At 51.3% G+C, this 21,781-nt stretch carries 27 protein-coding genes and 2 pseudogenes; 19 read left to right on the top strand and 10 right to left on the bottom strand.

Annotation, left to right across the window (positions count from 1 at the left end):
- Positions 1–150 precede the first annotated feature (150 nt).
- The 13 genes from QWI20_RS23030 (at position 151) to QWI20_RS23090 (ending at position 6,675) form a co-directional block, all read left to right on the top strand.
- Positions 151–561: a hypothetical protein gene (locus tag QWI20_RS23030; protein ID WP_369307365.1), complete on the top strand. Its 411-nt coding sequence runs from the start codon at positions 151–153 to the stop codon at positions 559–561.
- Positions 562–636: 75 nt separating this feature from the next.
- Positions 637–762, top strand: coding sequence for a hypothetical protein (locus tag QWI20_RS23035; protein ID WP_369307366.1), 126 nt, complete (start codon positions 637–639; stop codon positions 760–762).
- Between the two features lie 88 nt (positions 763–850).
- Positions 851–1,501 carry an AAA family ATPase gene (locus QWI20_RS23040; protein ID WP_369307367.1) on the top strand — a complete coding sequence of 217 codons (651 nt, stop codon included), beginning with the start codon at positions 851–853 and terminating at the stop codon, positions 1,499–1,501.
- Positions 1,491–1,778 (top strand): ribbon-helix-helix domain-containing protein, encoded by a 288-nt coding sequence (locus QWI20_RS23045; protein ID WP_369307368.1) that lies wholly within the window; start codon positions 1,491–1,493, stop codon positions 1,776–1,778. Before QWI20_RS23040 ends, QWI20_RS23045 begins: the two co-directional genes overlap by 11 nt.
- Positions 1,779–1,918: 140 nt before the next feature.
- Positions 1,919–2,296, top strand: a complete 378-nt coding sequence (locus tag QWI20_RS23050) for a hypothetical protein (protein ID WP_369307369.1) — start codon at positions 1,919–1,921, stop codon at positions 2,294–2,296.
- A gap of 21 nt (positions 2,297–2,317) precedes the next feature.
- Positions 2,318–2,545 (top strand): hypothetical protein, encoded by a 228-nt coding sequence (locus tag QWI20_RS23055; RefSeq protein WP_369307370.1) that lies wholly within the window; start codon positions 2,318–2,320, stop codon positions 2,543–2,545.
- Positions 2,546–3,058: 513 nt separating this feature from the next.
- Complete coding sequence (locus tag QWI20_RS23060) at positions 3,059–3,733, top strand: tyrosine-type recombinase/integrase (RefSeq protein WP_369307371.1); 675 nt, start codon at positions 3,059–3,061, stop codon at positions 3,731–3,733.
- 41 nt (positions 3,734–3,774) lie between these two features.
- Positions 3,775–4,053, top strand: coding sequence for a hypothetical protein (locus QWI20_RS23065; RefSeq protein ID WP_369307372.1), 279 nt, complete (start codon positions 3,775–3,777; stop codon positions 4,051–4,053).
- 116 nt (positions 4,054–4,169) lie between these two features.
- Positions 4,170–4,562, top strand: a complete 393-nt coding sequence (locus QWI20_RS23070; protein WP_369307373.1) for a hypothetical protein — start codon at positions 4,170–4,172, stop codon at positions 4,560–4,562.
- Positions 4,563–4,614: 52 nt separating this feature from the next.
- The gene (locus tag QWI20_RS23075; RefSeq protein WP_369307374.1) at positions 4,615–4,980 is read left to right on the top strand and encodes a hypothetical protein; all 366 of its coding nucleotides are present in this window, start codon (positions 4,615–4,617) and stop codon (positions 4,978–4,980) included.
- A gap of 6 nt (positions 4,981–4,986) precedes the next feature.
- Complete coding sequence (locus QWI20_RS23080) at positions 4,987–5,328, top strand: hypothetical protein (protein WP_369307375.1); 342 nt, start codon at positions 4,987–4,989, stop codon at positions 5,326–5,328.
- 23 nt (positions 5,329–5,351) lie between these two features.
- Positions 5,352–6,221, top strand: a complete 870-nt coding sequence (locus tag QWI20_RS23085; RefSeq protein WP_369307376.1) for a hypothetical protein — start codon at positions 5,352–5,354, stop codon at positions 6,219–6,221.
- A gap of 121 nt (positions 6,222–6,342) precedes the next feature.
- Positions 6,343–6,675 (top strand): hypothetical protein, encoded by a 333-nt coding sequence (locus tag QWI20_RS23090; RefSeq protein WP_369307377.1) that lies wholly within the window; start codon positions 6,343–6,345, stop codon positions 6,673–6,675.
- 60 nt (positions 6,676–6,735) lie between these two features.
- Here QWI20_RS23090 and QWI20_RS23095 read toward each other — a convergent pair.
- The 5 genes and pseudogenes from QWI20_RS23095 to QWI20_RS23115 all read right to left on the bottom strand — a co-directional run.
- Positions 6,736–7,241 (bottom strand): annotated as a pseudogene (locus QWI20_RS23095) (integrase); the annotation flags it as partial.
- Positions 7,242–7,317: 76 nt separating this feature from the next.
- Positions 7,318–8,502 carry a hypothetical protein gene (locus QWI20_RS23100; protein ID WP_369307378.1) on the bottom strand — a complete coding sequence of 395 codons (1,185 nt, stop codon included), beginning with the start codon at positions 8,500–8,502 and terminating at the stop codon, positions 7,318–7,320.
- Positions 8,499–8,969, bottom strand: coding sequence for a hypothetical protein (locus QWI20_RS23105; protein WP_369307379.1), 471 nt, complete (start codon positions 8,967–8,969; stop codon positions 8,499–8,501). The genes QWI20_RS23100 and QWI20_RS23105 overlap by 4 nt, the downstream gene beginning before the upstream one ends.
- On the bottom strand, positions 8,953–11,811 hold the full coding sequence (locus QWI20_RS23110) for a hypothetical protein (protein ID WP_369307380.1): 2,859 nt from the start codon (positions 11,809–11,811) through the stop codon (positions 8,953–8,955). The genes QWI20_RS23105 and QWI20_RS23110 overlap by 17 nt, the downstream gene beginning before the upstream one ends.
- A 391-nt stretch (positions 11,812–12,202) precedes the next feature.
- Positions 12,203–13,165 carry a tyrosine-type recombinase/integrase gene (locus tag QWI20_RS23115; protein ID WP_369307381.1) on the bottom strand — a complete coding sequence of 321 codons (963 nt, stop codon included), beginning with the start codon at positions 13,163–13,165 and terminating at the stop codon, positions 12,203–12,205.
- Positions 13,166–13,499: 334 nt separating this feature from the next.
- Between QWI20_RS23115 and QWI20_RS23120 the strand changes: the two genes are divergently transcribed.
- Complete coding sequence (locus QWI20_RS23120; protein WP_369307382.1) at positions 13,500–14,126, top strand: hypothetical protein; 627 nt, start codon at positions 13,500–13,502, stop codon at positions 14,124–14,126.
- A 35-nt stretch (positions 14,127–14,161) separates the two neighbouring features.
- Here QWI20_RS23120 and QWI20_RS23125 read toward each other — a convergent pair whose 3' ends face one another.
- Positions 14,162–14,797, bottom strand: a complete 636-nt coding sequence (locus QWI20_RS23125; protein WP_369307383.1) for an RES family NAD+ phosphorylase — start codon at positions 14,795–14,797, stop codon at positions 14,162–14,164.
- A gap of 323 nt (positions 14,798–15,120) precedes the next feature.
- Between QWI20_RS23125 and QWI20_RS23130 the strand changes: the two genes are divergently transcribed.
- On the top strand, positions 15,121–15,537 hold the full coding sequence (locus tag QWI20_RS23130; RefSeq protein ID WP_369307384.1) for a TrfB-related DNA-binding protein: 417 nt from the start codon (positions 15,121–15,123) through the stop codon (positions 15,535–15,537).
- A 71-nt stretch (positions 15,538–15,608) separates the two neighbouring features.
- Here QWI20_RS23130 and QWI20_RS23135 read toward each other — a convergent pair.
- From QWI20_RS23135 to QWI20_RS23145, 3 genes and pseudogenes are all read right to left on the bottom strand, one after another.
- Positions 15,609–15,758, bottom strand: a pseudogene (locus tag QWI20_RS23135) (transposase domain-containing protein); the annotation flags it as partial.
- Positions 15,759–15,858: 100 nt separating this feature from the next.
- Positions 15,859–16,836: a restriction endonuclease subunit S gene (locus tag QWI20_RS23140; RefSeq protein ID WP_369307385.1), complete on the bottom strand. Its 978-nt coding sequence runs from the start codon at positions 16,834–16,836 to the stop codon at positions 15,859–15,861.
- Positions 16,820–18,745, bottom strand: a complete 1,926-nt coding sequence (locus QWI20_RS23145) for a class I SAM-dependent DNA methyltransferase (RefSeq protein WP_369307386.1) — start codon at positions 18,743–18,745, stop codon at positions 16,820–16,822. The genes QWI20_RS23140 and QWI20_RS23145 overlap by 17 nt, the downstream gene beginning before the upstream one ends.
- A gap of 176 nt (positions 18,746–18,921) precedes the next feature.
- On the opposite strand from QWI20_RS23145, the gene QWI20_RS23150 reads away from it, so the two are divergent.
- From QWI20_RS23150 to QWI20_RS23165, 4 genes are all read left to right on the top strand, one after another.
- Complete coding sequence (locus QWI20_RS23150; protein WP_369307387.1) at positions 18,922–19,305, top strand: hypothetical protein; 384 nt, start codon at positions 18,922–18,924, stop codon at positions 19,303–19,305.
- A gap of 504 nt (positions 19,306–19,809) precedes the next feature.
- On the top strand, positions 19,810–20,187 hold the full coding sequence (locus QWI20_RS23155; RefSeq protein ID WP_369307388.1) for a hypothetical protein: 378 nt from the start codon (positions 19,810–19,812) through the stop codon (positions 20,185–20,187).
- Positions 20,188–20,234: 47 nt separating this feature from the next.
- The gene (locus QWI20_RS23160) at positions 20,235–21,071 is read left to right on the top strand and encodes a DUF932 domain-containing protein (protein WP_369307389.1); all 837 of its coding nucleotides are present in this window, start codon (positions 20,235–20,237) and stop codon (positions 21,069–21,071) included.
- A gap of 57 nt (positions 21,072–21,128) precedes the next feature.
- Complete coding sequence (locus tag QWI20_RS23165) at positions 21,129–21,317, top strand: hypothetical protein (RefSeq protein WP_369307390.1); 189 nt, start codon at positions 21,129–21,131, stop codon at positions 21,315–21,317.
- Between the two features lie 74 nt (positions 21,318–21,391).
- Here QWI20_RS23165 and QWI20_RS23170 read toward each other — a convergent pair whose 3' ends face one another.
- Positions 21,392–21,670 (bottom strand): mobilization protein, encoded by a 279-nt coding sequence (locus QWI20_RS23170; RefSeq protein ID WP_369307391.1) that lies wholly within the window; start codon positions 21,668–21,670, stop codon positions 21,392–21,394.
- Positions 21,671–21,781 lie beyond the last annotated feature (111 nt).

A 21,781-nucleotide genomic window follows, 5' to 3' on the forward strand; every position in this document is an offset into this window, starting at 1 on the left:
GTTTCAGACGTTCAGCGGATCGAGCTGTCGCCACGGTAAGGGGAGGGGCCTCACGGCCCCATTCTCTGAAGCTGCGAGAAATGAGTCGAGTAATTGGTAATTGGTAATTGGTAATTGGTAATTATGAATTGCGAGCTGATGGAGGAGGACATGAAAATTGACTTACCGGACATCCCAGGGCAACAACGGTTGGTCTTCGAGATGGCTACCCAAGAGGCCATGAAGCAGCTTGAAGCTAATCTAAAAGCTCCGCACCTGCCCAGCCAGGACGAGATAGATGAGTCGTTGTATTCGCGGGCACACCTGCTGCGCAAGCACGAGGGGTGGGAACCCCCGCATCCTAAGGTCGTGCGGGCATATTTTCGCCATTTTCAGTCGCACTTCGAGGCCTACGACACGGACAAGAAATTGGCCAGCTTACTCAGGATTGCGTCTGATCGGAGGATTCGAAAATTCAAGGAGGGTAGCCAAGACATACCGTATGAGATCTGGCGGAATTTCCTGATTTTGACTGGCCGGGTGCCACAGGAAATCGTGAAGGTCATTGCCTTCATGGGATGAGAAAGATCGAGAAATGTGCCGGGGAATGGCTGCAACCACCCCCAGCGTGAACACAATTAACCTGGTGGAAAAATCATGCCCGACGCGAAATGTATCACAGCACGCCCTTTACTGCTGCGCGAACTCACCATCCCCAAATACCGTTACTGGCTCAAGCAATATGCCGGTGGGATTGCCCCTGCCTGCGTCGCCGAAGCGTAGATGTCGATGTTGGACAAAAGCCGAGCATTTGCTAATATTAATTAATAGTTAGTAATTCACAATTATGAATTCGTATTCCGAGGTTTGTATGGGTGATATCGTGATCGTTGGTGGAAACAAGGGCGGCGTTGGCAAGACCACAACCGCAGTCAATTTGTCAGTCGGATTGGCAATGGAAGGTAAAGACGTGTGTCTGGTCGATGCAGATCCACAACGAAGCGCGTCCAAGTGGTACGCCGAACGCGAGGCGTCAAACATCACGCCTAAAATTACCCTGCTGGAAAAGCGAGATAACATCACGGTCACTTTGAGGACTCTGAGTGAAAAATTCGATTACGTCATTGTGGACGTAGCTGGAAGAAACTCGCGTGAGCTCATTACGGGCGCAGTTGTCGCGGACGTCATCATTGCTCCTAACCAGTGCAGCCAACTGGACCTGGACACGCTTGGTGAACTGCAGGAGCAGGTGCTGCGGTGCCGGGATCTGAACCCAAGCCTCAAGACGTTCGCCTACCAATCCATGGCGTCGCCTAACCCGTCAGTCCGAAAAACAGAGCGGAAGGAGTTTCTGGAATTTCTGTCTGAGTTTCCTGAAATCCAACCCCTAAACTCAGTTGGGTTTTACCGAAAAGCCTATAAGGATTCGATTCCATTTGGGACGTCGGTGTTGGAAGGGAAAAACCGTGAAGCCGCTAACGAAATCAAAGAGCTTCTGAACGAGGTGTTCCATGGCCGTTAAGAAATCGAGCGAAACGGCTACTAAAAAAGCGAATGTTAGCCAGGAAGAATCGGAGCGTTTAGCGAGTGAGCTGGCCGATAAGCCTTACGGCTCTCAGCCTCAAGTGCGGGCTCCCGACAAAAGGAAAGCCGTTCCCATTTCGGTGAGTTTGCCTCCCAGCATGATTGAACAGATCGAGGACGTTGTGCGTGCAAACAAGCGTGGAGGAATGCCTAACAGAACGGTCAGTGCCCTTATCAGAAGCGCTTTAGAGGCCCAAGGATTTAAAGCGCAGTGAGTGGCATGCGGCCGTTTGTTAATTAATAATTGTTAATTAATAATTTTGGATTGGTAGACCTGTGATGTAGGTCCTGGGCTGTATGGGATTACGAGGGCAGGTTATCGGACGATATTGGTGAGCCAGGGGAGGGGAGATATTTGGATAATCCAAACGATCCATATCGCGAGTTCAACGCTGAGGCAGAAGCGTATCAAGAGGAAGTGAAAAGGATTGAGCAGGAGCGTCGAGTCGCATCGTTCTTGCAGATGTTGGGGGCCATGGCCGGTGAAGAGGTGTCTGCTGCGGATGACGATTGGATCGCGTCAATCGAGCCGATCGGGTCCTCACTCAGCGTTGAGCGACCAACCATTGGAGCTCATCAAAGATGGGCTGCGTTTGAAGACCGGCACCCCAAGCTTAAAGCGATCCCGCCCTCTGAACGAGCTGAGCTAGCAAAACAGGCTCACCCAGGTGAAAGTTGGAGCGAGCTTTTGTACCGGCTTGGTTATTCAAACCAAGGAAAATCCAAGTCCTAAATTGTTCAAGCGGAGCGCGCCATGGCCACCGAAGATAAACAGGATCATGAGACTGGGTTCATTGCGGCCTGGCGTACATCGCTCAACGACCGCGAGGCCCTGTTGCGCGATCCCGAAGTGTATACCACGGCGTTGACCGAGCAGGCGCAGCAGGCGTGCGACCAGGGCGTGATTACCGACGAGGATCTGCGTGAGCTGCTGGAGTGGAATGCCGGTAATGTGCCACAAGGATCAAGCGGCAGACCTTGAGCAATATTGCGGCGTTTAGCTGCTGGGTAGTGCAGACGTCTTCATTTTCCTACATTTCTCTGGATTTCAAAATTCAGTCACAAAAGCTGGCCTCTACCGGGAGACTTTGCTCCAGGTGCAAAGCCCGTTGGCCGGAGGTTTGAAATGGTGATTTGTGAAGTGATGGACGGGAGCGAGATGTTGGGCTCTTTTCGAGCAACCCCGAGAGGCGATTGGGATATCCATATCGCGGCAGGGTTGCGGGAGGTGCTTGCAGCCAACCCGGCTTTACGACTCTATCGGGTTCACCCTACGGATGGATATCTGATCGTTTTTCCAGACCTCCAAGAAGAGGTTCGCTTGGGCTTGTGGTCACGGGATGAAGCGAGAGCCTAGGCGCGGTGATTGGTTAAGACCAACTCGGAATTTTCCGTGAACACCAGGTGGGGCCTGCTGATACCCTTGTCAGGAGGCCCCGGCCTGACTCTCTCCAGATCGAGCACGATTCCCGTGCAATCCTGACAGAGAGGCCGCATGACCACCCGCCGCGCTATTTCGCTTCGCCCTGGACAATTTAAGCACCTTATCCGCGTTGCATCCGTAACTGGCCGCATGCCAGAGCGTGATTTGATGCTGTTGTGGCTCACCCACACTACCGGGATTCGTGTCACCGAGCTGGCTTTGCTGGAGGTGGCCGACGTGCTCTATCCTAGCGGTGCCGTCAAACCCGAGGTGTACTTGCGGGCTGACATCACCAAGGGCTGCCGACCGCGCAATGTGTACCTGACCCATGCCCGCTGCCTCGCCGCGCTCGACGCGTGGCTTGCCGTGCGCCTACAACGCCGCTGGGGCTTCTCCGGCGCCGATGAGTATCGTGGGCTTCGCCCAGGATCAAAGCTGGTCATGACGCACAAAGGGCAAGCCTTTGAACTGGCGTTCAAGCACCGCCAGTTGGACGGCGGGCCAATGGCCTACCGGGCCTGCGATGCGCTGCAACAGACGATCAGCAGGCTCTACAGGCAGGCCGGTATCAAACAGGGGTCATCGCACAGAGGCAGGCGCTCACTGGCGGCAAAGGTGCTGGCCGCAACCGGCGACGTTGAGACAGTGCAGACCATTCTTGGCCATTCTTGTCTTGATCACAGCAAGCCTTATTTAACCGTCGACCAAGCGACAATTCGGCACGCATTCGAGGTTGCGCTGGCATAGCGATATCAGTAGTGTTTGTTGGATTCAACAATGACCATCACATGGAAGCGAATGTGTCTCCAGACGCCGTCCCTGAAGTCAATCTGAGTGAATTTGCAACGCTGATTGGCTTAGAACAAATCGCCTCTGGCCGCTACAGCGTGTTGCTGGCTGCTAACCTTTTGGGAGGTGCCCTTTCAGGCGTTCAAAAACCCGCCAAAATAGTCCATGAAATTGAGCTATTGGAAAAAATGAACTGGGTCAGTTCAAGCAACCGATCAAGAACCGTCACCCACCGCTTAAGGGCCTCTGGCATAAGCACTACCTGCAGGACGGGTTAGCTTCTTTCGCAAAAAGATGTGGAAAAAACGCGCTACCGCCTAAGCCCAGCCCAAGTTCGGCCGAGGCCGTAGGAGAGGGAGCTTTCCCCTACGAATCGGATAGGATGATACTGGCTATGTCAAAAGGGATGACAACACTGACCTTCCATGGTGGACCCAGCGATGGTGAGGTGCTGACCAACGTACCGTCTATGCGTGTTTTTCCATTGGTGCACCTTCCAACTGGCTCTGGATTTACGGAGGAGGCAGATGGTCAGATAGGTGTTTTTGCTAAAGCCGGTGAATTGCCGTCGAACTGGTTCATTTTCAAAACTGCGCGCTATGCCAAGCGGGAAACCGATTCTGACCGTACCGGTGTGCACTATGACTTCGTCGAAGAGGCATTAATCTCGCGATGCCGAGCTATCACTTTGAAAGGCGGATGGTGCAAGAATGAGGCTGTTCCTGGTCAAAAGGTCTGTAAAACTCATGCTCGCGCTGCCAACCTAGAACTGAAACCAGATACGTAATGATTGAGGTGCGCCTAAGCCAATCCGATGGAGTTTCTAGGAAGAGAACCTCATGACTGCGTTACGCAAAGCCGGAGATTTCCCAAACAAAGCGGTTGTCGAGTACGCGACTGTTCAAGTGGAGATCCCGCACAGGCTGATTCCGGTAAATTTGCGCAATGAGTTCTATGAAGACGACGACCTTGTGAAAGATCTTTTCGTCTCTCCAACCGGACGCCTCAGCTACAAAACGCTGTACCTAGACAGTGAAGCATTAGCGCAGCAGTTCGCGGCCAGCCTGGTTGAGTTATTCAAGAACAGGCCCTACCGCAACCACTACAAAATGGCAGTCACTGTTGAACGGACCACGATGACCGTGACGGCTACCAAGGGGAAAATCAAACACTCAGCACTGGTGGCTAGCTATCTTGCTGGGTGATAGTTAATGAACGACAAGCCTGCCCAGCACTGGCTTTGGCAGTACCAGGCCATGAGTCTCGCGGCCGCAAATCGATCTGGACATACCATGGAAAAAAACTGGGAGCAGGCGCTGATCGCTGTTATTGAGCGTGAACTCGCTCAGCTGGAGTGGCTCATCAAATGTGAACGTGCCGGTGAGGAAGATGTTGAGCGCGGGGATGTTCATGCTCAGATCGACCGTTTGGGCGGCCTGACCGACCTAGCCGATCCGGAAGGATTGCCCGTGAGCGAAACGACAGCTGCCAGGCTGCGTCAGCTGAATGAGGTTGTCATGGGCACGGTTCGTTCTAGGCTTTCGAACATCTAGGAAAACGCCATGGATATCAAGCGATGACACAAGATTTTATGAGACGTGAAATCGACAAGCTTGCTTCGAAATTGTCGCAACTCAATCAGCATAAGTCTCAAGCGAACAAAATCTACGCATCGCAGCACGATGTCATTCAGAAGTTTCACGACCAGCTCCCAGAGTGGGCGCTTGAGTCTCAATATGGGATGGAGCATCCTTTTCACTTTAGGTCGCCATCGAGCGGCGAAGATCTTACACATAATGCGCCGGCATTATCGTTGGAGGATCGCTTAGAGCTGAACGTGCTTCAAAAATTGAAAACGTACCAGTGGCTGCTTGTAGAAGCATACGAAGCTTTTGAGGACTTCATAGAAAGAGCCTACGCTTACTGCGGACTCGCTGGCATCAGCATATGGTCGCGTCCATCAGAATGGCCCCACGAGGGGTCTTGTGACATTAAGCACTACTACTTACTCCCGACAAGGAAAGGCCGGAAGCCGTACGCGCAGCTCGAAGCGTTCCGACAAGCAAAACATTTCGAACGCTACGAGTCCGAGAACCCAACTGGAGCGAACTACAGGGTGATATTGGTTCTGATCGAGAAGCTGAGGCACTACATTGTTCACAATGGAGGCTACTACGACGATGCCAGAACCCTTGCAGGAAGGGTGCAACGAGAGTTGCCGGGCATGGACATGAAACGCGTGATGGGATTCGTGAATTCATATTTCATACCTCATGGTCATGGCCAGATCGTTGACTTATTAGAGTACCCAGCTGACCCGAAAGAGAACAAACCCAAAGGCACCTATCACGATCCTATGCTCGCTTTTTTCAGAAATCTGATGGAATACGGTCTCCTGGTCTTTGAAACAGTTCAAATGGAAATCGGGGCTCCAAAGCAGTTGTAGCCAATCTTCAATGAAAAATAGCTGTATCCTCATGCACCGCTAGTCGGTACTAAGCCATTGAAAGGATGCCTATAGCGATGAGCCGGGAATGCATATCTAACGGATTGACAGCGTGAGCACTATGACTACCGATCTGACAGAAGACGAGATGCGTCAGGCTTTGTTTGGCTCAACGCTTTGTGCTGAGCCTATGCGCGTTGTGCCAAAGCAGGAAGAGCTGCCGACCGTTGTAATCAGGCCTCCAGCGTCTGTTGCAAAGCGCAGGGCTCCTGGAGGGTTCACCCCAAGGTTGCGGGTGACGTTGAGAGTTGGGAATGAGTTCGAAGGTGAGACTGAACTGATTGTCCACGAGGCCGATACGATGAGTACCCTTCAAGCCGAGCAGGATGCTATGAAGGCCGCTCGCAAGAAATTCAGATACGTGGAATTGGTTTCAGTAAAGCCAATGAGCTAGTCCTTCGCTGCGGCCGCCAGCTCGACGGCCACTGAATCAGTACTTGACGCGGAACGTAGGTTAATCTTCCGGTCGCATCTGCCGGCGATCTTTGATCCGCGTCGTGCTGATTAGGCTGGCCAAGCCAGACCTGCACCTTGGCGATATCAGCCTCGTGTTCTAGGGGATGGGTGGCTGCCGTTGCACTAAGCCCGTGTACGCCTAGTCCGGCAACCTTTATCCATGCAGCCTTGGCGTAGTACCCTACCACCGCATACATGCCATCGGCGCTGATCCCGTTGCGCGGCGGCGCAGCGGGTGGAAGAGGGAGCTTTGCTGTCGTGTTGATCATGGCCGGAGGGTTCCAGGTAGAAACAGATGCGATCAGCGGCCATCGGATGCAACGGCAGAAAGAACAGCTTGCCGCCCTTGCCATGAATGCGCAGGTGCTTGATGCCTCGGCGCTCCCGCAGGTTGGCGACCATGAGCTAAGCGTAGGCCGTGTACAGCAACACCGCTAGAATCGCCTGATCGCGCTCGCCCTTTGGCGTATCCGGAGCCGGGGCATCGAGCATGGCTTTGGCCTGGCGTAGATTCCGAACAGTGCGAAACTCCTCGGCGCCGGTAAGCCTAAATAATCTATAGTGGACGATGCCTAAAACTTTATTGTGCCCATACTTCAGAAATCCCCGCAGTGATAGCAGCTACAATAAATCTCGCGGATATCAGACAACCTATTCTATGAAATGAATCACCTTTGTTCTTGTCGCCGTCATCTACTACAGACTTCGCGGCAAAAAAAGCGGTACGTTTTCGAGCGTGTCTAGCCGCCTCGTAAACTGAATACACCTCCATGTCGAAGCCAGTAAGCTTTCTCTGTCCCACTGCCAGAGTGGCGGTTTTTCCAGCTTCTGCAATAACAGCGCTACCACTGCTCGTGGTTGCGTCAGTAATAATATTACAACTAATTCGCTCCAATCCGTTTGGAACCTCAGATTTCGCTGGATCGAGATTCGATAGGAGCGTTTTCACTAAATTGGCTGAGGCAACTTCGCGCAATTTGTTGTGCACATCGACGTCCAATTGCACATCATAGTGTTCCGACTTGAATCCCTTTTGGCTCCATTTTCCGGCGTCGTGTTGATGGCAGCTCTGTGTCACTAACAAGTCATAGATTTTTGACTCATCTGGGGCACCCCCGCAAATGCCACTCATGCAAACCAAACGTGGTTCAAAACGCTCTAATGCAAGCGACGTAGATACAGCTGCAGACACTAAGCCCATACGGCTAGTCTGAACAATGACTGCTCTATATTCCCCAATTGAGACCTCCCGACAACTCAGGCCAGCAATAGTCTTAATTTCCCCCCAAGAGTCAGTAATTCCTTCAAAAGCCGAAACTTCCTTGTCTAAAGCACACATAATTACGACATCAAACCTTTTTGAAGGTTGTGATGCAAGAAGCTTGAGTCTTAAAGCGTCACGCCAATGACCATGGTCATTGAATGAAATAACGTTGATGTCAACCAAATTCAAACTGTGTACAAAATCACCGTCATCTAGTGAGTGCTTAGTCAATACCAAAGCTGGGGTCTTGAACGATTTACTACGATAGTTACGTGTAGTTTCGACAAGAGATTGATGGTGGTCCTCTATAGTGTTATCTCTAGAAGACCGCGGTACGAGTAAGTCTAGAATGATCAAGTCATACTTGGTGTCAGCGATCGCCAGCGAATAATCTAGCCAGTTCTTTGTTCGCGATATGACTGCATCTGATATCACTTCGACAATTTGTGAGCAAACTGTTTCAAACTTATTATCTTCGTCTTCAAGTATTAATATATTCATAGTTTCTCCAGTATCTCAATAATCTCTACCTTCCATTGGTTGTCATTCTCTAAGTATCTAACGCAACCAGCTACATCAATCCCAAATTTATCATAAATTTCTTGTTTAGCTAGGTTCACCGGAATTGGAAGGCTTTCAATCTCGATATCAGGATACTGGGTGAGGATGATGCATTGTGTTTCTTGCGATGAGTTCGATATTTCAAAAAGCACATCTAGTCCACCTGAGGAAAGTGGAAATGGCGAGCCCGCGCCTGCTTGGGGTTCATGGCTATGAATAGACATATCAATTATAGCTAAATCAAATTTCTGCTCAGCCAAAAGCGCAGTTGCCGAGGCTAACGCTTGGCATTCATACGTTTCTATGCGATCGGCGTAGATCTGCCTTAAATGGAAGCGGATACCTTCCATCTTAAATTGATCATCCTCCACAATCAGGCATTTTAGATTATCAGTGTTCCAAGTCATAAATGAGCCTCGTCTGCACTTCATTGCCTACCACCGAATATTGGTCGAGCGCGAAGTCCGGTCTGGTACTGGCCAAAAGAAGTAGTTTCGAGATACCACTCTCCTTATCATATGAATTCGCATCTTGGAACCCCGCAGCTTTTCGTTTTTCGATAATCGCTGAGACTTCTCTTGGATCGTCAGTGTCTTTAATATATGAGCTGATCTCAATAACTAGCCTTTTGGTATCGCCAGGCACTATCTCGAATTTTCGTTTTAGCGGACGACTACGGTCAGCGTATTTGGCGGCATTGGTCACGACAATCGCCAATGAATCATAAATCAGATGGTAGAAATTCCCCACCAGCTCTATATCTTCTTGACTAGCATCATGATCTTGGGGGTCGAAGTCTGGAATAGTGTCTTTGATTTCGGCTACGGTTGCGTCAAAGAGGAGAGATACCGATGCTTTTGGGGCAACTATGGACGGACGCTTGAACCATCCGAGCATTGTGGCAAGCTTGCGATCAATAGCCAATTCCAATTCTCGTCGAAACATTTCAGCAAGCCGGCCGTTTACTATAGCTGCTGCTGGGATGAGATCTTCATCTAGAAATTTTTGATTTTTCAAAGGCACTTGCTGCGCTTTCAGATAACGTATAACTGGAATGAGATCTAGTTCCGCTAGACGCCAGCAGTAATCAATGATCGTTGGCAAGACATCAGCGGTTGACTTTGTTTCAACGTAGCTATTACTGATTTTGGCCACAGCTGAAGCCAATACCTCTTGCTTAGATGGCGTATTTATTTCCGGAGTAAGCAGCCCTAACGGTTTTGATTTCGAGTAAACGTGCAAGCGCTCTGCAATAATTTTCTCGACAGATTCGTTATAGATATCTTTCCAAGAGCTCCATTTAGCAAAAAAGTTAGGGTTTGCAAATAAAACCTTATATTTATCAGTCTTCTCCATCAAATTTACGACGCTGGAGTAAACATGCCCATGGAATGTACCATGTCTGATGCGTCTGCCTATATAAGATGCTATCCCGAACACTGCGTTGGTGCAGAAAGCGTTATAGCTCTGAGTCATAACCAATGCTATGATCGTCTCGTCACAGCTTACTGATATTCCCTTCTTGCCGGATCCCGTTGATGTTAACGCACTTCCTAGATCGATCATCATTTCGTCCTCGACCCATGATGAGAATCGAGAAGGATCAACGTAGATTCGATGGTCATCTATTTCATTTCTGACTCTGTTGATCTGATGATCAATCCGTACAGCTTTGGCTCGTTGCAGGTAGTATTCATCGTTTGCAAAGCCTGCCATCCACTCGTGTAAAGAAGCGCGAATCTCCGGTATATCTGCACGGTGTGGTGCAAGCTTGGTTAGTTTTGCTAAAAAATCCTCGGTCGCGATGTCATAGATGTATTCTGAAACATACGGATGGGAGACCTCATAGTATTTTACAAGCTCAACCAAGGAGCCACTTTGGTTTTTTATGGTTATTTCTTCAAGAAGTTTTCTCAGCAGAAAACTATCCAGCTCGTTTTTGCTACGCTTGGCCAGTAGTAGCAGTAGAATCAGTTTTACCAACTCATCTCTAGCTAGTTTCGCTGCTGTTCGGATTGCTTTGATTGGGACTGTCCGCGCGAGTTCGCGTGTAAGCCCCATAAGCGTAAGAAGGTCTTCCTTCTCAAAGCTTATTTGACCATCTGATTCAGTTAACCAGTAGTTGAAAAGGGCGGATCTAGTTACATTGCCGCTAGTTTCAAGTTTTGAGATACCACGATACAGATGTTTTGTGAATTGAGAGTTACCTATTAATTCGTGTAGTGATATTTCTCCGGCCCACGAGTTAATTATTTGTTTTAGCTCTCCAGCCAAAACAGTAGGCTCTTCACGTGACGCATCGTAATAGTTATCTATCAATACTCTGTATTGGCGTACCGCGTCATATTCGAGCCATGCGCTTGACTGTTTAAAAAATGTGTACTCGTCCTCAGCAGAACCACTGTCGTAAGATGCCACTAGTGTTTCAAATACATATCTGTCACCTAATGTATTTGATAATGCAAGTATCTCAGGATATTCATTGATGTCAAAAAAATGACGATTGAATTTTGCTAAAATTACAACGTCTATTAGAGAGCATTTCATCATTTCGCGCAGCAAAATGCCGAATTCCGTTGGTGATGATGCAAACGGTTGCACTCCAACCTTAGCCAATATCCTAGTATGGCGATTTATAGTGCCACGATCTGGTATATTTAATACTGATCGCTTGATCGTCAATATGCTTTGATCAGGAGCATACGCATGTATCAACGAAGTAACCGCCACGCCTTTAGTGCCTGCTTTAAGCAGGAGGTCCTCAATTCGATCGTCTATGTAATTCGTTCCTAGACTTTCACGTACCAAGATAATACGCCTTAAAAGTGCGTGACTCCATCCATCGTCTTTTAATGTTTTTAGGATCGTCTCTATACAAGAATTTAGGTCTTTCAATGAGTAGAGTATATCTATATTTTTGAGGGATTCAGCCAATCGATTTAGGCGCAGAGTATTTAGCTTTATATTACTTTCTATTTGATGAAGTAATTCGCTGTTTTCTTGCTCTTGGCTTTTTTGCAGAGTATCGCTGAAAGGAGGGTTTCTTGGAAATAATGATGTTCTTTTTACCGCTTTCGTCAACGCAGAGCTGGTTAGAACTGTCTCCAATGAACGAGCTTGGCTTGAGGTAAAATTTTTGCTCAGCTTGGCGAGCTGGTCAATAGTATTACCGTCATTTTGGCTCAAGATTGCTCTAAGCCTGTTTCTGGTTTTTTTATCGAACTGTTTTAAAGCTTCATCCCTGCGCATATTTTTCCTAGTAGATCTGAGCTCGTATTTGTGGATTTATCATTATTTTGACTAGATGGACTGATAGCCGATGATATTGCACCCGCTCGTTTAGTGTCTATGTCCAAATTAACAGAAGGACTGGGCACCGTGTGGTGTTCCTTGGTGTAGGTTGAGGACCGTAGAGAGGGGACGTAAATTGTGGAGAAAGCACGAAGGATTAAGGACTGGAACACCAAATGGATGGTCGTTGCCGGGCATGCCCAAAGCACAGGAGGACTGTGATAGTCCTTTTGCACACGTTGACTCGAGCGGAGGCAGCAATCGGGAAAGCAAACATCCATGGGCTGCATGCACCATATTCTCGACAGAGCGCGAGGGTGGGCTGTCGCTCAGGTCTCAGTCCCCTCTATCAATACTTCACCTTGTAGGTCGGTGAATCCTCCGGCCGGTTCTCCCGGCGATCATAGATCTTGGTGGTGCTGATATTGGCATGGCCCAACCATGCCTGGACCTTAGCGATATCGGCTTCATGCTCCAGGGCGTTGGTGGCCGCGGTAGCCCTGAGTCCGTGCACTCCAAGGCCGTCGACCTGAATGCCAGCCTTCTTCGCGTAGGCCGCCACCACGGTGTAAATGCCGTTAGCCGTAATGCCAGCACCGGTCAGCTTGCCGCGCAATGGAATAAACAGCGGCACCTTCCTGTCCGCCCAATGATGCCCTGAGCTTTCCAGGTACTGGTGAATACGCCCGGCCGCGACGGGGTGCAGCGGCAGATACCGTACCTTGCCCCCTTTGCCGTGCACCTTGAGGTGCTGGATCCCGCGGCGGTCCTGGATGTCGCTCACCTGCAGCAGCGCGGCTTCTTCGCGGCGCAGCCCGTGATAAAGAAGCACAGCCAGTAGCGCTCGGTCGCGCAATCCTTTAAGGGTCGTTTCATCCGGGACTTCGAGCAGCGCTTTGGCCTGGTGATCGCCCAGTGCCGGTGTCTTGCCTTCGTTGCTTTCGATCTTCGGTCGTTTCACCCCGTGCACGGGATTGCCCCCGGCGATCGCATTGCTGTCCAGGAGGTGATCAAACAGGCTGGCCAGCGCTGCCAATTTGCGCCGGATCGTCGCTCCGGCCAAACCGCGATGCTCGAGCTGGGCACGCCAGGCCAGAACGTGTGATCGGGTCACCACGCGAAACTCATCCGCCGAAGCCAACCCGACAAACCCGCAGAAGTCTTCCAGGTCATTTTGGTAGGCACGTCGTGTCCGAGGATTGTCCAGGTTGGCAAACCACTCGACCGCGGCCGGAACCTGGGCCAACGTCTGAAATTCGACTGACGTGAGCCGACGCTGATCATTCTGATGGCGGCTGGTCAGTTCTTGCATATAGTTCTCATCATTGGCTCGCTGGCGATCATTGGCGACGTCTTTAGTCACAAAAGCAACGATAAATACGGACGCTGAGCATGAAACCGATCAACGGCGGTAATTGGTGATAACCTATTTTATCATTAGCTAGAGCCTATCCTGTGGATCAGAAGCAGTTTCCGAGAATAGTGGTGACATGTAGCTACGGCACTGGATATAAGACGCACCTCATCACACTGCCTGCTTTTTTCCCACTTCCTCAAAGGTTGACAGATTGACTGGTTGACGAGTTGACAGGATGCCCGTACATTGGCAGTCAGTTGATTGTTTAAATGAGTCGTCAGGAGGTTCCATGTCTGTCTCTTTTAAGGCGTCCGTCCCTACTTCGAGAGTGGATCTTGAGGATGCGGTGGACAGACGTTTCCGCCAGTTCATCGCAAAGCTGCCGCAGGCGGTGCTCGAAAAGGCGCTGAAGCTTTCAGATGATAGGGAAGCTCTCGCTGAGATGACGAGATCCACAGCTGAGGCGGTGCGAAGCGTCGAAATCGAGAATCAGGAGGCTGTCGCTGCCATGCGATCCAAAGCCTTTGCGAGGGTGCAGGAAAGGTGCGAACTGCTTGAGAGCAAAGATCTCGTTAGGATTTTGGGTATCACTAAACAGGCGTTGAGCAAGCGTATCCAAGCTGGCCAGATCGCCGTTTATACGAACCAAAGCAACGGCAGAAAATACTATCCGGCTTTCCAGATCAAAGATAACAAGGTACGACCTGTAATAGCCGACCTGATTGCTGAATTCGGCGTCGATCCTGCAGACCAGGTTGCAATGAACCTGTTTGTTCAGCACTTGCTCACAAGAATCGATTATTCAAACCCAGGTGAGCCCGAAAACATCGTAGAGATGCATACGCTCATAGATAATCCTGCCGCCCGCAAAATCATCAAGCGGGAATGGGACAACAGGTACCTGCACGGTAGGTAAAGACCGGCCCCTCTTGCGAGGGGGACGGTTGTTGCTTACTCTAGGCTGACGCCCAGGTCTTGCAGGTGCTTCGCGGCTGTCTTACCGTTCGACAAGCGGCCCTTGAGGAGCAACTTGTGGCTGACCGGCTTAACCTGCTCGCCCCGTCCGTCAAACAGGGCGGCATTACACCCCTCAAGCGTGCCGGCAGGCGAATACACGGATGAGGTGTACAAAAGTCCATCGACCTGTACACCACATTCCATGCAAGCCTTGCTCAGTGCCCGAGTTGGGTCATAACCTTCAGAGCCCTGTCCCTTTGCCTGGACGACATCGCGCAGCTTTAGACCCGTCAAATTAGCCAACATCGGCAGGTCTATCAGCTTCAAGTCCCGTGCCGCAACAAGCTCATGCAACGAGCTTTGCTCCAGCTTGGCATACGCCACTGGGGTTTCATCTCCCGGCGGTTGGAACACCTCGGCGACTGCAACAGTGTCGCTAAGCCCAAGGTACAGAACTCCCACAGGAAGATCGGGGCTGCCGAAGCGGCTATCCGATTTTTTGTTGTAGAAGCGGGGCTCAGCGTCATGCTCAGAATCTTGGGCACGGGCAAACGCGGTTCCTTCAGGCATGATCCGGATAACTTCGGGGTTGGTGTCCAGAACTGCCTTTACATCGTTAACATCGATCATCACCTTTGTTGTACTCCTGATAGAAAATGAGAGGGTGCTTTTGGATTTGCATGGGTTTTTCCCCTTGCTGGTTGTGTTTACCCGCGCAGAAATCCGCACGGGCATGTTTGGCCCAGTCGGGCCGAGAGCGAATATAGGGCAAAGTGCTAGCTTTCAATAAGGTCTATTGCGCAAATCGGATCCTTTTTTGCGTCTAAGCAATTTTCATCGACCAGTCCAGGGCGGCATGCACGGTGAACTCAGTGTGAGAACTGTTGCTTGATACAGGTTACATGTGGTTGCGATTCCTGTAGTTTTGACTTCTTTCAGCCTGGTCTGCCTCTATGATTGTCGATCCAGTCCTATGTGGTCTTGCAGCGAAGATCACTCAGAACTACAGCAACGCCCAGATTGCCCAATTGATCAGGATGATCAGCCCTGTTTCACCCTGCGCCCTGATGGCCGCGGACGAATTTGAGCGGGTCATGAACGTGCTTGCGGGCCAGAATCGACGTCGGGCGTTCTCAGCTCGCTCGATAAGTGCTGCCAGGCTTGTCCTGGTCATGGGTGCCAGCGTGTCCGAAGCAGCCTTGGAGACTGGATTGACCCGGCAGGTGGTTCACAGGCTTATGGCACGTATCCGGGCGCGCCTGGAGGATTTGCCGGCTGATTGGGTCAAGGTTGAAGCCTGGCTTCCTCCTGCAGCAGCTGGTGACGTTCTGGCTTTGGCTCAATCACTCAGATCTGCTCGATCGCAATAGGAGAGGAGTGCCCTGGCTGTTTGACCGTAAGCGCTCCATAAACCCCACCGACTTCAAGATGGGTAACGCGCCTAGCTAGGCGACACCGGCGAGCAGCTCCACGGCAACAGCGCTTCGTAATCTTCAACCGAGGTCGTCAGTGGCAGCCCTTCTAATGCGTGGCGCAGCCACGCATAGGTCTCTTGGCCGTTGGCTTTGGCAGTCTCGACCAAGCTGTAAAGATTGAGCACTGGCCGTCGCGCCAATGCATTAGCCCTTGGACTGCGATTGATCCCCCACCACAGGCTTGAATCAACAACAACCTCAGAAGGCAGCTGTGCGCTATAGCGATTGTGCCCTGATTGAATCGACAACCCGCCGACAGGAACCATAGACCCAAGACGGTATCGCTTCCTTAGCTGGTATGAGCAGATCGCGCAGTGTTCGATTTGCCTGCCTTCCGTAACTATAACGGTATCGATTAGCTCTGATCACGCTTGCATAAAACAGCATTTCTTCTGGGGTCATGTCCTGCAAGGGTGTGAGCGTCTGTATGTGATAGCCGGAATAAAAAGGCTCGGTTTGGTAAAACGTTTCTAGGACTGATCCGCTCAGCGCTACTGTGAGGCAGCCGCCTGGTGAAGGAAGCAAATTGGGTATGGGGAGGACCTGTGCCGAGACCCCATTGTTCCTCGCCGTACGAGAAATGTAGTTCACCCCACCGGGGTGACTGACGAGTCTGTTTAGCTCGAGACTGTGTCCATAATTGACTGCAAACAAATCACTGACTTTGACAAGCGTTTCAGAGGAGCTTGGCACCTGAGTCTCAACGGACGACAAAGCCTCAATCTGGAGCAATACGTTCTCAAGTGATTCAGAGATTGATCCAGCGTGCGCATGAACGAAGTCGGGAAACTCCGAAAGCGATGGAATCTCAAGGAAGCGAAGTGTTCGGTTTGCTTCGCGACCGAAGGCCCCGTAGCGAAACCGATTAGCTCTGATACAGATGCACGTGAACACCTTTTCTGAAAACGTCATTGGCCCGATTGGTTTGAGAACGGCGACATTTTGCGCGGTGTAGAAGGGCCTTTCTTGCACAAATGAGCAAAGTAGTTTGGTGCCACCGAGCGCCACAGTGATTAGGCCTGCCGGATAGGGCACGACGCCATTTACTCTTGCTACTGTTGCACTGACGCCATGATTCTTCTCGGATCTGCTGACAAAACTCACACCGCCGCTACCGACTGGCAACAACTGCATTTTGTTAAGATCAAACTTGTTGCCGTAGCTCACATCGAAGACTTCATTCAGCTTCATCATTTGAAGCCTCGCTTGGATTGCCTTCATTGAGGATGTGAAAAACAACATATTTTTTCAGTTCTTGTTCGAAGTCCTCTTGTGTGAGCTGAGAGTAATCAGTCGTCATGTAGGCTTCTGCACACCATTCATCATTAGCGGTGACATGCTGTGTCACACTGGTGCCAGCATGAACCTCTCTGTTTTTGAACGATTCGATCCAGTGGTCTCTTATTTCAGGCCAGGTACCATAAAGATCAACACGTCCACGGTGTTTTGTCTTAACAAAACCATCATCCTTCCAGTAACCAAACCAGGTCTTTTTGCCGCACCTTGCATGGGGCATATGAGCCGTAAAAACCATGATGCAGGAGACCACACCTACAGGATAAAACAGTTCAGTTGGCATCGACATCACGGCTTCCAGGGTGTGTTCAGCCAAAAGCTGCTCCCGGATAGGGTGCGGCGAAATTGCGCAGGACATGGGCACGATCGCGACACCGGTGCCTCCGGGGGAGAGGCTGGATAGCATTTGCTGGATGAACCTAAGCTCGTGGAGGTCCACGTCGCCCTGGGAAAATGGGGGGTTGAGGAGTCCAACATCTGGCTGTTTGTCTCGCACCGCTCTGGCGATTGCTTCGTCAAAGCAACTGCCTTGAAATAGGTTAGCCTTACCATCGCCCCGCAATATCATGTTGGATGCGGCAAGTGCGAACATATTCGGCTGCTGCTCAACGCCTATGAGTCCTTCTTTCTTGATCCGGAAACGCTGTTGCTCGGTATAAGCGCCACGCATCATAAGACTCATCGCGCTGATCAAGAAGCCGCCAGTTCCTGCACAAATATCAACAACGGTGGAGCCTTTGTGAACGTTCGCCAATAGGGCAAACAGCTCAGTAATGTGGCGAGGGGTCAACACGATACCAAGTGCTTTCTTGTCGCCCCCCGTGTACTTTAGGAATTCCCCATAGAACTGACCCAGGATGTCCAACCCATCGTTTGCTGCTATGAAAGGAGCTGCTTTCTCATGAATTAGTTTGATCAACTCATGCAGCACACCTTTAGGGTATCCTTTCGTTTCTTTACCCAGCTCTGGGTGAACTGCAATCGATGCATATGGCTGTGCCATATTCTCCTTTTTTGCTTGCGGGATTTCTGCTAAGTTGATCTCATCCCTGATAACCTTGATCCACTCGCCTGGAAGAGCTCCAACCTTTTGAAGGCTGTAAGATGCCGAGAAGGCTGGATTACGCAGCGCAATTAAGGTGCCCGACACTAACAATGGCTTTTCGCTTTCTGTCAGCTTGGCATGGTCACGCATGAATGCATGAAGCTCACGTGCAAAGCCCATTAGGTCGTCGAGTCTTGCCTGGCGAACGGCGGGATCAAAAATCGCGTGATCGATATAATCATGCCAAGGCAGAATGTCATCGATCGCCTCTTCACTAGCCTTGCTCAATAGCACCTTGGGCTTTGTAGCTCCTTTTGTGTGTAGATATGTTGAAATCTTGAGTTCCTTGCTCGTTTCCCCACTGACGGCAACAGCGATGACATTAAACTCTTTGGCTAATAGGGATGCGTAATGTAGAACACCATCAGCTGCGTAACGCTTGAGACGCTTTATTACTTCATCTTCCGCGGTTTCGAACTCCGTGGGCTCAGTACCGAAAATCAACCGACTTTCATGATCTGCGTTGGACGCTTTGCATTCAAATATTACCAAAAAATCAGGTATTTCGGAGTTGCTGATGATGAACTCGGGGGACCCGATTCCTCCTCCTTTTGATTTGGACCCGCCTTTAAGAAGCTTTTTGATTGATTCGATAGTGGACTTTTGCTCCTCCACCCTTATATTATTTGAGAGCTGGTAATAATCCAGTTCACGCAGCGCATCGCGAACTAGATTTTCTGTGTTGCGCTCATTTTTAGCCAACTCTAACATCCCTTAATCAACAGTTTATATCGTTATAAACGATTACAAATGAAACGATGAGTAATAATAACTGATTTTCGGCAATACGTGAGAATGCCGACTGTCAACGGCACAAGACCGCCCTAAGCCAAATGTGGTTACATGTGGCTACCGTTTCATACAGCGAGGGATGCGAAATGATTGTCTCGAACGAGGTGGTAGCGGCCACAGCCTTACACATTCAGAAGACCTACACGCCGGGCCAGGTCGCTGAGCTGATAAGACTCATCAGCCCTGCCTCTCCATGCGCGTTGATGACGCCTAAAGCATTCGAGCGGGTCGTGGCATTCATGTCCTGCAAAACCGGGCACAGGGCTTACTCTTCTAAATCACTTCAAGCGGCTCGACTGGTCCTGGTCCTGGTCATGGGCGCCAGTGTCGCCGAGGCGGCTGCTGAGCTTGAGTTGTCCAGGCAGATGGTGCACAGGTTGATGGTGCGTATCAGGGCTCGGCTTGATGCCATGCAAGCGAGTGAGGTCACGATAGCAGAGGGTGACTTTCCACCTGCAGCCGCTTTTTAAGTGGTTGAGTAAACACATGCTGCTGGATCTGCTCAAACGCCGGGGGAGGGGCGCGCGGCTCTCTCGTGAGTTTAATTGTGGCTCGATTGCTGACCACCCCTGATGTGCGTTCCCTTCGCTGCGCTCAGGGCCGGGCTTTCGTGCTGCGCATCGAGCCAGGCCATGAAGCCGACCCGTCTCGCCCCTTCGGGCTTCAATCCTCGCCGGCAAGCCGGCTCTAACGCCTCCGGCCTCTCGGCCTGCGCGCTCCGCTTGCCGTCGCTGCCTGTACCTCCCGTATCACCTGCAGGCTTTACTGCGCACCTTTCGCCGTGCGCTTGACGGTAGATCAAGCGCGGCACCTGACAAGGGTTCGGCTGCGCCCGCGACACTCCCCCGTTCAGACTCGCTTCGCTCCCTTAGCTGCGGCCTCGCATCGCGCCCTTGTCACGCACCTATGCGCCCGATCGACCTAAGCGCATCGGCGAAAGGCACTCAGCAAAGCCAGCACAGAGGTGAGACGAAATGAACAGACAAGCAAAGCAACAGCTGATGAAGCGCTTCACAAGCGGTCAGGTCGAGATCTGCAAAAAGCTGCTGAAACTGAGTCGCCAAGTACACAAGTTCAATGCCCGCGTCGAGTTCTTGGTTCTGACGTTCAAGCATGACTTGGTAGACGCCGTGGTCGGGTATGAACTTTGGGACAACGGTTTCGAAGGTCTGGGCGAACGCCAGTTCGACAACTGCTTTGAAATGGGCGATTCGGCCGAGGTGATCGCTGAGCTGATCACCACAGCGCGCCATGACGGATTCGTGGAAAAAATTCAGACCTGGTGCGGTAACGATTCGTTTACCCGCTGGTGCAGCTATGCCGACCGCCAAGGCGACCTTTTCGCCGCTTAACCCCGCTTGCGTCCGGTAGGCCGGGCGCACTTCCAGGAGAGAAAAATATGCGTATGTCCAGCAACTTCCGTAACCCGTGCATGATCCGCAGTGACGTCGCCCTGAGCAACGATCAGATCGCGCATTACGTGCCTTCCATCTTCGCCGAAGAAGCGCACGACAGCCGGTCGGAGCGTTACCTGTACATCCCCACTGTTCAAGTGCTCGATGCACTGCGCGCAGAAGGTTTCGAACCATTTATGGCCTGTCAGACGCGGGTACGTGACCAGGGCAAGCGCGAGCACACCAAGCACATGCTGCGCCTGCGTCATGCGAGTCAAATTCTGGATCAGGAAGCCAACGAAATCATCTTGCTCAACAGCCACGACGGCAGCAGCAGCTATCAGATGATCGGCGGCAAATTCCGTTTCGTATGTGCAAACGGTCTGGTACTGGGCGACGTGGCTGCTGACCAGAAAGTGCGTCATAGCGGCCGTGGTGATGTGGTGAATGACGTGATCGAATGCGCCTTCGAAGTGTTAAAGCATTTCGAACAGATCGACCACATGACCGCTGACATGAAGCATCAACAGTTGCACCAGGACGAGCAAGAAGCGTTTGCCATGGCTGCCCTGGCGTATCGCTACGATCCGGCCGAAGGACCTGCGCCTGTTACCCCGTCGCAGCTGCTGATGCCACGTCGTCGCGAGGACCGTAGCAGCGACCTTTGGACCACCTTTAACCGAGTCCAGGAAAACACCATCAAAGGCGGATTAGCCGGGCGCAATAAACAAGGCCGACGCACCACGACGCGGGCAGTCAACGGCATTGATCAGGATGTGAAATTGAATCGCGCTCTGTGGGTGCTGGCACAGGCTCTGCAAAGCCGTCAGCTCGCCGCCTAATCCCAAGCCCGGACAACATCTGTCCGGGCACACCACACCCTAACGGAGGAGAACACCATGGGCCCCTATATCGTGACCTGGACCATGTACTGCGAAAATCCCGGCGACCACAAGGCCGCCGCCCAGGAAATAGCGGAGAAATATTTTCAGGAGCGCATTGCAGCTGGCGAGCCCGATACGGCTTGCACGTTTGTAGTAACTAACAGCAAAGGCGAATCGAAACAAATCGACCTTGCAGCGCACTAGCTGACGTAAGCCGCAGAACCAAAAAGCCCCACGATGTGGGGTTTTTTTTGCGTCAAAATAAACGCAAACGATTGTCAAGCCGGCTGTGCTTTAGCGCGAGGGGCGGCGCGTTTGCGAGCGATCGTCAAGTCAGTAATTTCCTTGGCACTCACATTCAAGCCCACGTCCGCGAGGGCCTGCTTGACCTCGGTGACCGAATACCCCTTCGTCGTGCACAGCTCAACTATTTCCGCTTTCAGTGTTTGAAGCACTTGCTGCTGGCTCAGCTTGTCTTGGCTCAGATCTGGAAGCTCTGCCAGTTTCTGGCGGGCGGCTTCTAACTCTTTTTGGGTGAACGTCTTTTGCTTCGCCATGGCGCGATTCCGAATGATGTGTGTCGATACCACAGCGCCCGATGCCAGGGCAGGGCGCCCGTTAGTCGTCGAGGATATCAGGAAGCGGTTAGCCGACGACAGCGCGTTTCG

This window comes from Pseudomonas sp. W2-17 (genome assembly GCF_041060445.1).
GTDB lineage: Bacteria > Pseudomonadota > Gammaproteobacteria > Pseudomonadales > Pseudomonadaceae > Aquipseudomonas.

Bases quoted from the DNA above. Each gene is read 5' to 3' on its own strand.
- QWI20_RS23030 (WP_369307365.1), top strand. From the start codon at position 151: ATGAAAATTGACTTACCGGACATCCCAGGGCAACAACGGTTGGTCTTC.
- QWI20_RS23035 (WP_369307366.1), top strand. From the start codon at position 637: ATGCCCGACGCGAAATGTATCACAGCACGCCCTTTACTGCTGCGCGAA.
- QWI20_RS23040 (WP_369307367.1), top strand. From the start codon at position 851: ATGGGTGATATCGTGATCGTTGGTGGAAACAAGGGCGGCGTTGGCAAG.
- QWI20_RS23045 (WP_369307368.1), top strand. From the start codon at position 1,491: ATGGCCGTTAAGAAATCGAGCGAAACGGCTACTAAAAAAGCGAATGTT.
- QWI20_RS23055 (WP_369307370.1), top strand. From the start codon at position 2,318: ATGGCCACCGAAGATAAACAGGATCATGAGACTGGGTTCATTGCGGCC.
- QWI20_RS23060 (WP_369307371.1), top strand. From the start codon at position 3,059: ATGACCACCCGCCGCGCTATTTCGCTTCGCCCTGGACAATTTAAGCAC.
- QWI20_RS23065 (WP_369307372.1), top strand. From the start codon at position 3,775: ATGGAAGCGAATGTGTCTCCAGACGCCGTCCCTGAAGTCAATCTGAGT.
- QWI20_RS23070 (WP_369307373.1), top strand. From the start codon at position 4,170: ATGTCAAAAGGGATGACAACACTGACCTTCCATGGTGGACCCAGCGAT.
- QWI20_RS23075 (WP_369307374.1), top strand. From the start codon at position 4,615: ATGACTGCGTTACGCAAAGCCGGAGATTTCCCAAACAAAGCGGTTGTC.
- QWI20_RS23080 (WP_369307375.1), top strand. From the start codon at position 4,987: ATGAACGACAAGCCTGCCCAGCACTGGCTTTGGCAGTACCAGGCCATG.
- QWI20_RS23085 (WP_369307376.1), top strand. From the start codon at position 5,352: ATGACACAAGATTTTATGAGACGTGAAATCGACAAGCTTGCTTCGAAA.
- QWI20_RS23090 (WP_369307377.1), top strand. From the start codon at position 6,343: ATGACTACCGATCTGACAGAAGACGAGATGCGTCAGGCTTTGTTTGGC.
- QWI20_RS23100 (WP_369307378.1), bottom strand. From the start codon at position 8,502: ATGAATATATTAATACTTGAAGACGAAGATAATAAGTTTGAAACAGTT.
- QWI20_RS23105 (WP_369307379.1), bottom strand. From the start codon at position 8,969: ATGACTTGGAACACTGATAATCTAAAATGCCTGATTGTGGAGGATGAT.
- QWI20_RS23110 (WP_369307380.1), bottom strand. From the start codon at position 11,811: ATGCGCAGGGATGAAGCTTTAAAACAGTTCGATAAAAAAACCAGAAAC.
- QWI20_RS23115 (WP_369307381.1), bottom strand. From the start codon at position 13,165: ATGCAAGAACTGACCAGCCGCCATCAGAATGATCAGCGTCGGCTCACG.
- QWI20_RS23120 (WP_369307382.1), top strand. From the start codon at position 13,500: ATGTCTGTCTCTTTTAAGGCGTCCGTCCCTACTTCGAGAGTGGATCTT.
- QWI20_RS23125 (WP_369307383.1), bottom strand. From the start codon at position 14,797: ATGATCGATGTTAACGATGTAAAGGCAGTTCTGGACACCAACCCCGAA.
- QWI20_RS23130 (WP_369307384.1), top strand. From the start codon at position 15,121: ATGATTGTCGATCCAGTCCTATGTGGTCTTGCAGCGAAGATCACTCAG.
- QWI20_RS23140 (WP_369307385.1), bottom strand. From the start codon at position 16,836: ATGATGAAGCTGAATGAAGTCTTCGATGTGAGCTACGGCAACAAGTTT.
- QWI20_RS23150 (WP_369307387.1), top strand. From the start codon at position 18,922: ATGATTGTCTCGAACGAGGTGGTAGCGGCCACAGCCTTACACATTCAG.
- QWI20_RS23155 (WP_369307388.1), top strand. From the start codon at position 19,810: ATGAACAGACAAGCAAAGCAACAGCTGATGAAGCGCTTCACAAGCGGT.
- QWI20_RS23160 (WP_369307389.1), top strand. From the start codon at position 20,235: ATGCGTATGTCCAGCAACTTCCGTAACCCGTGCATGATCCGCAGTGAC.
- QWI20_RS23165 (WP_369307390.1), top strand. From the start codon at position 21,129: ATGGGCCCCTATATCGTGACCTGGACCATGTACTGCGAAAATCCCGGC.
- QWI20_RS23170 (WP_369307391.1), bottom strand. From the start codon at position 21,670: ATGGCGAAGCAAAAGACGTTCACCCAAAAAGAGTTAGAAGCCGCCCGC.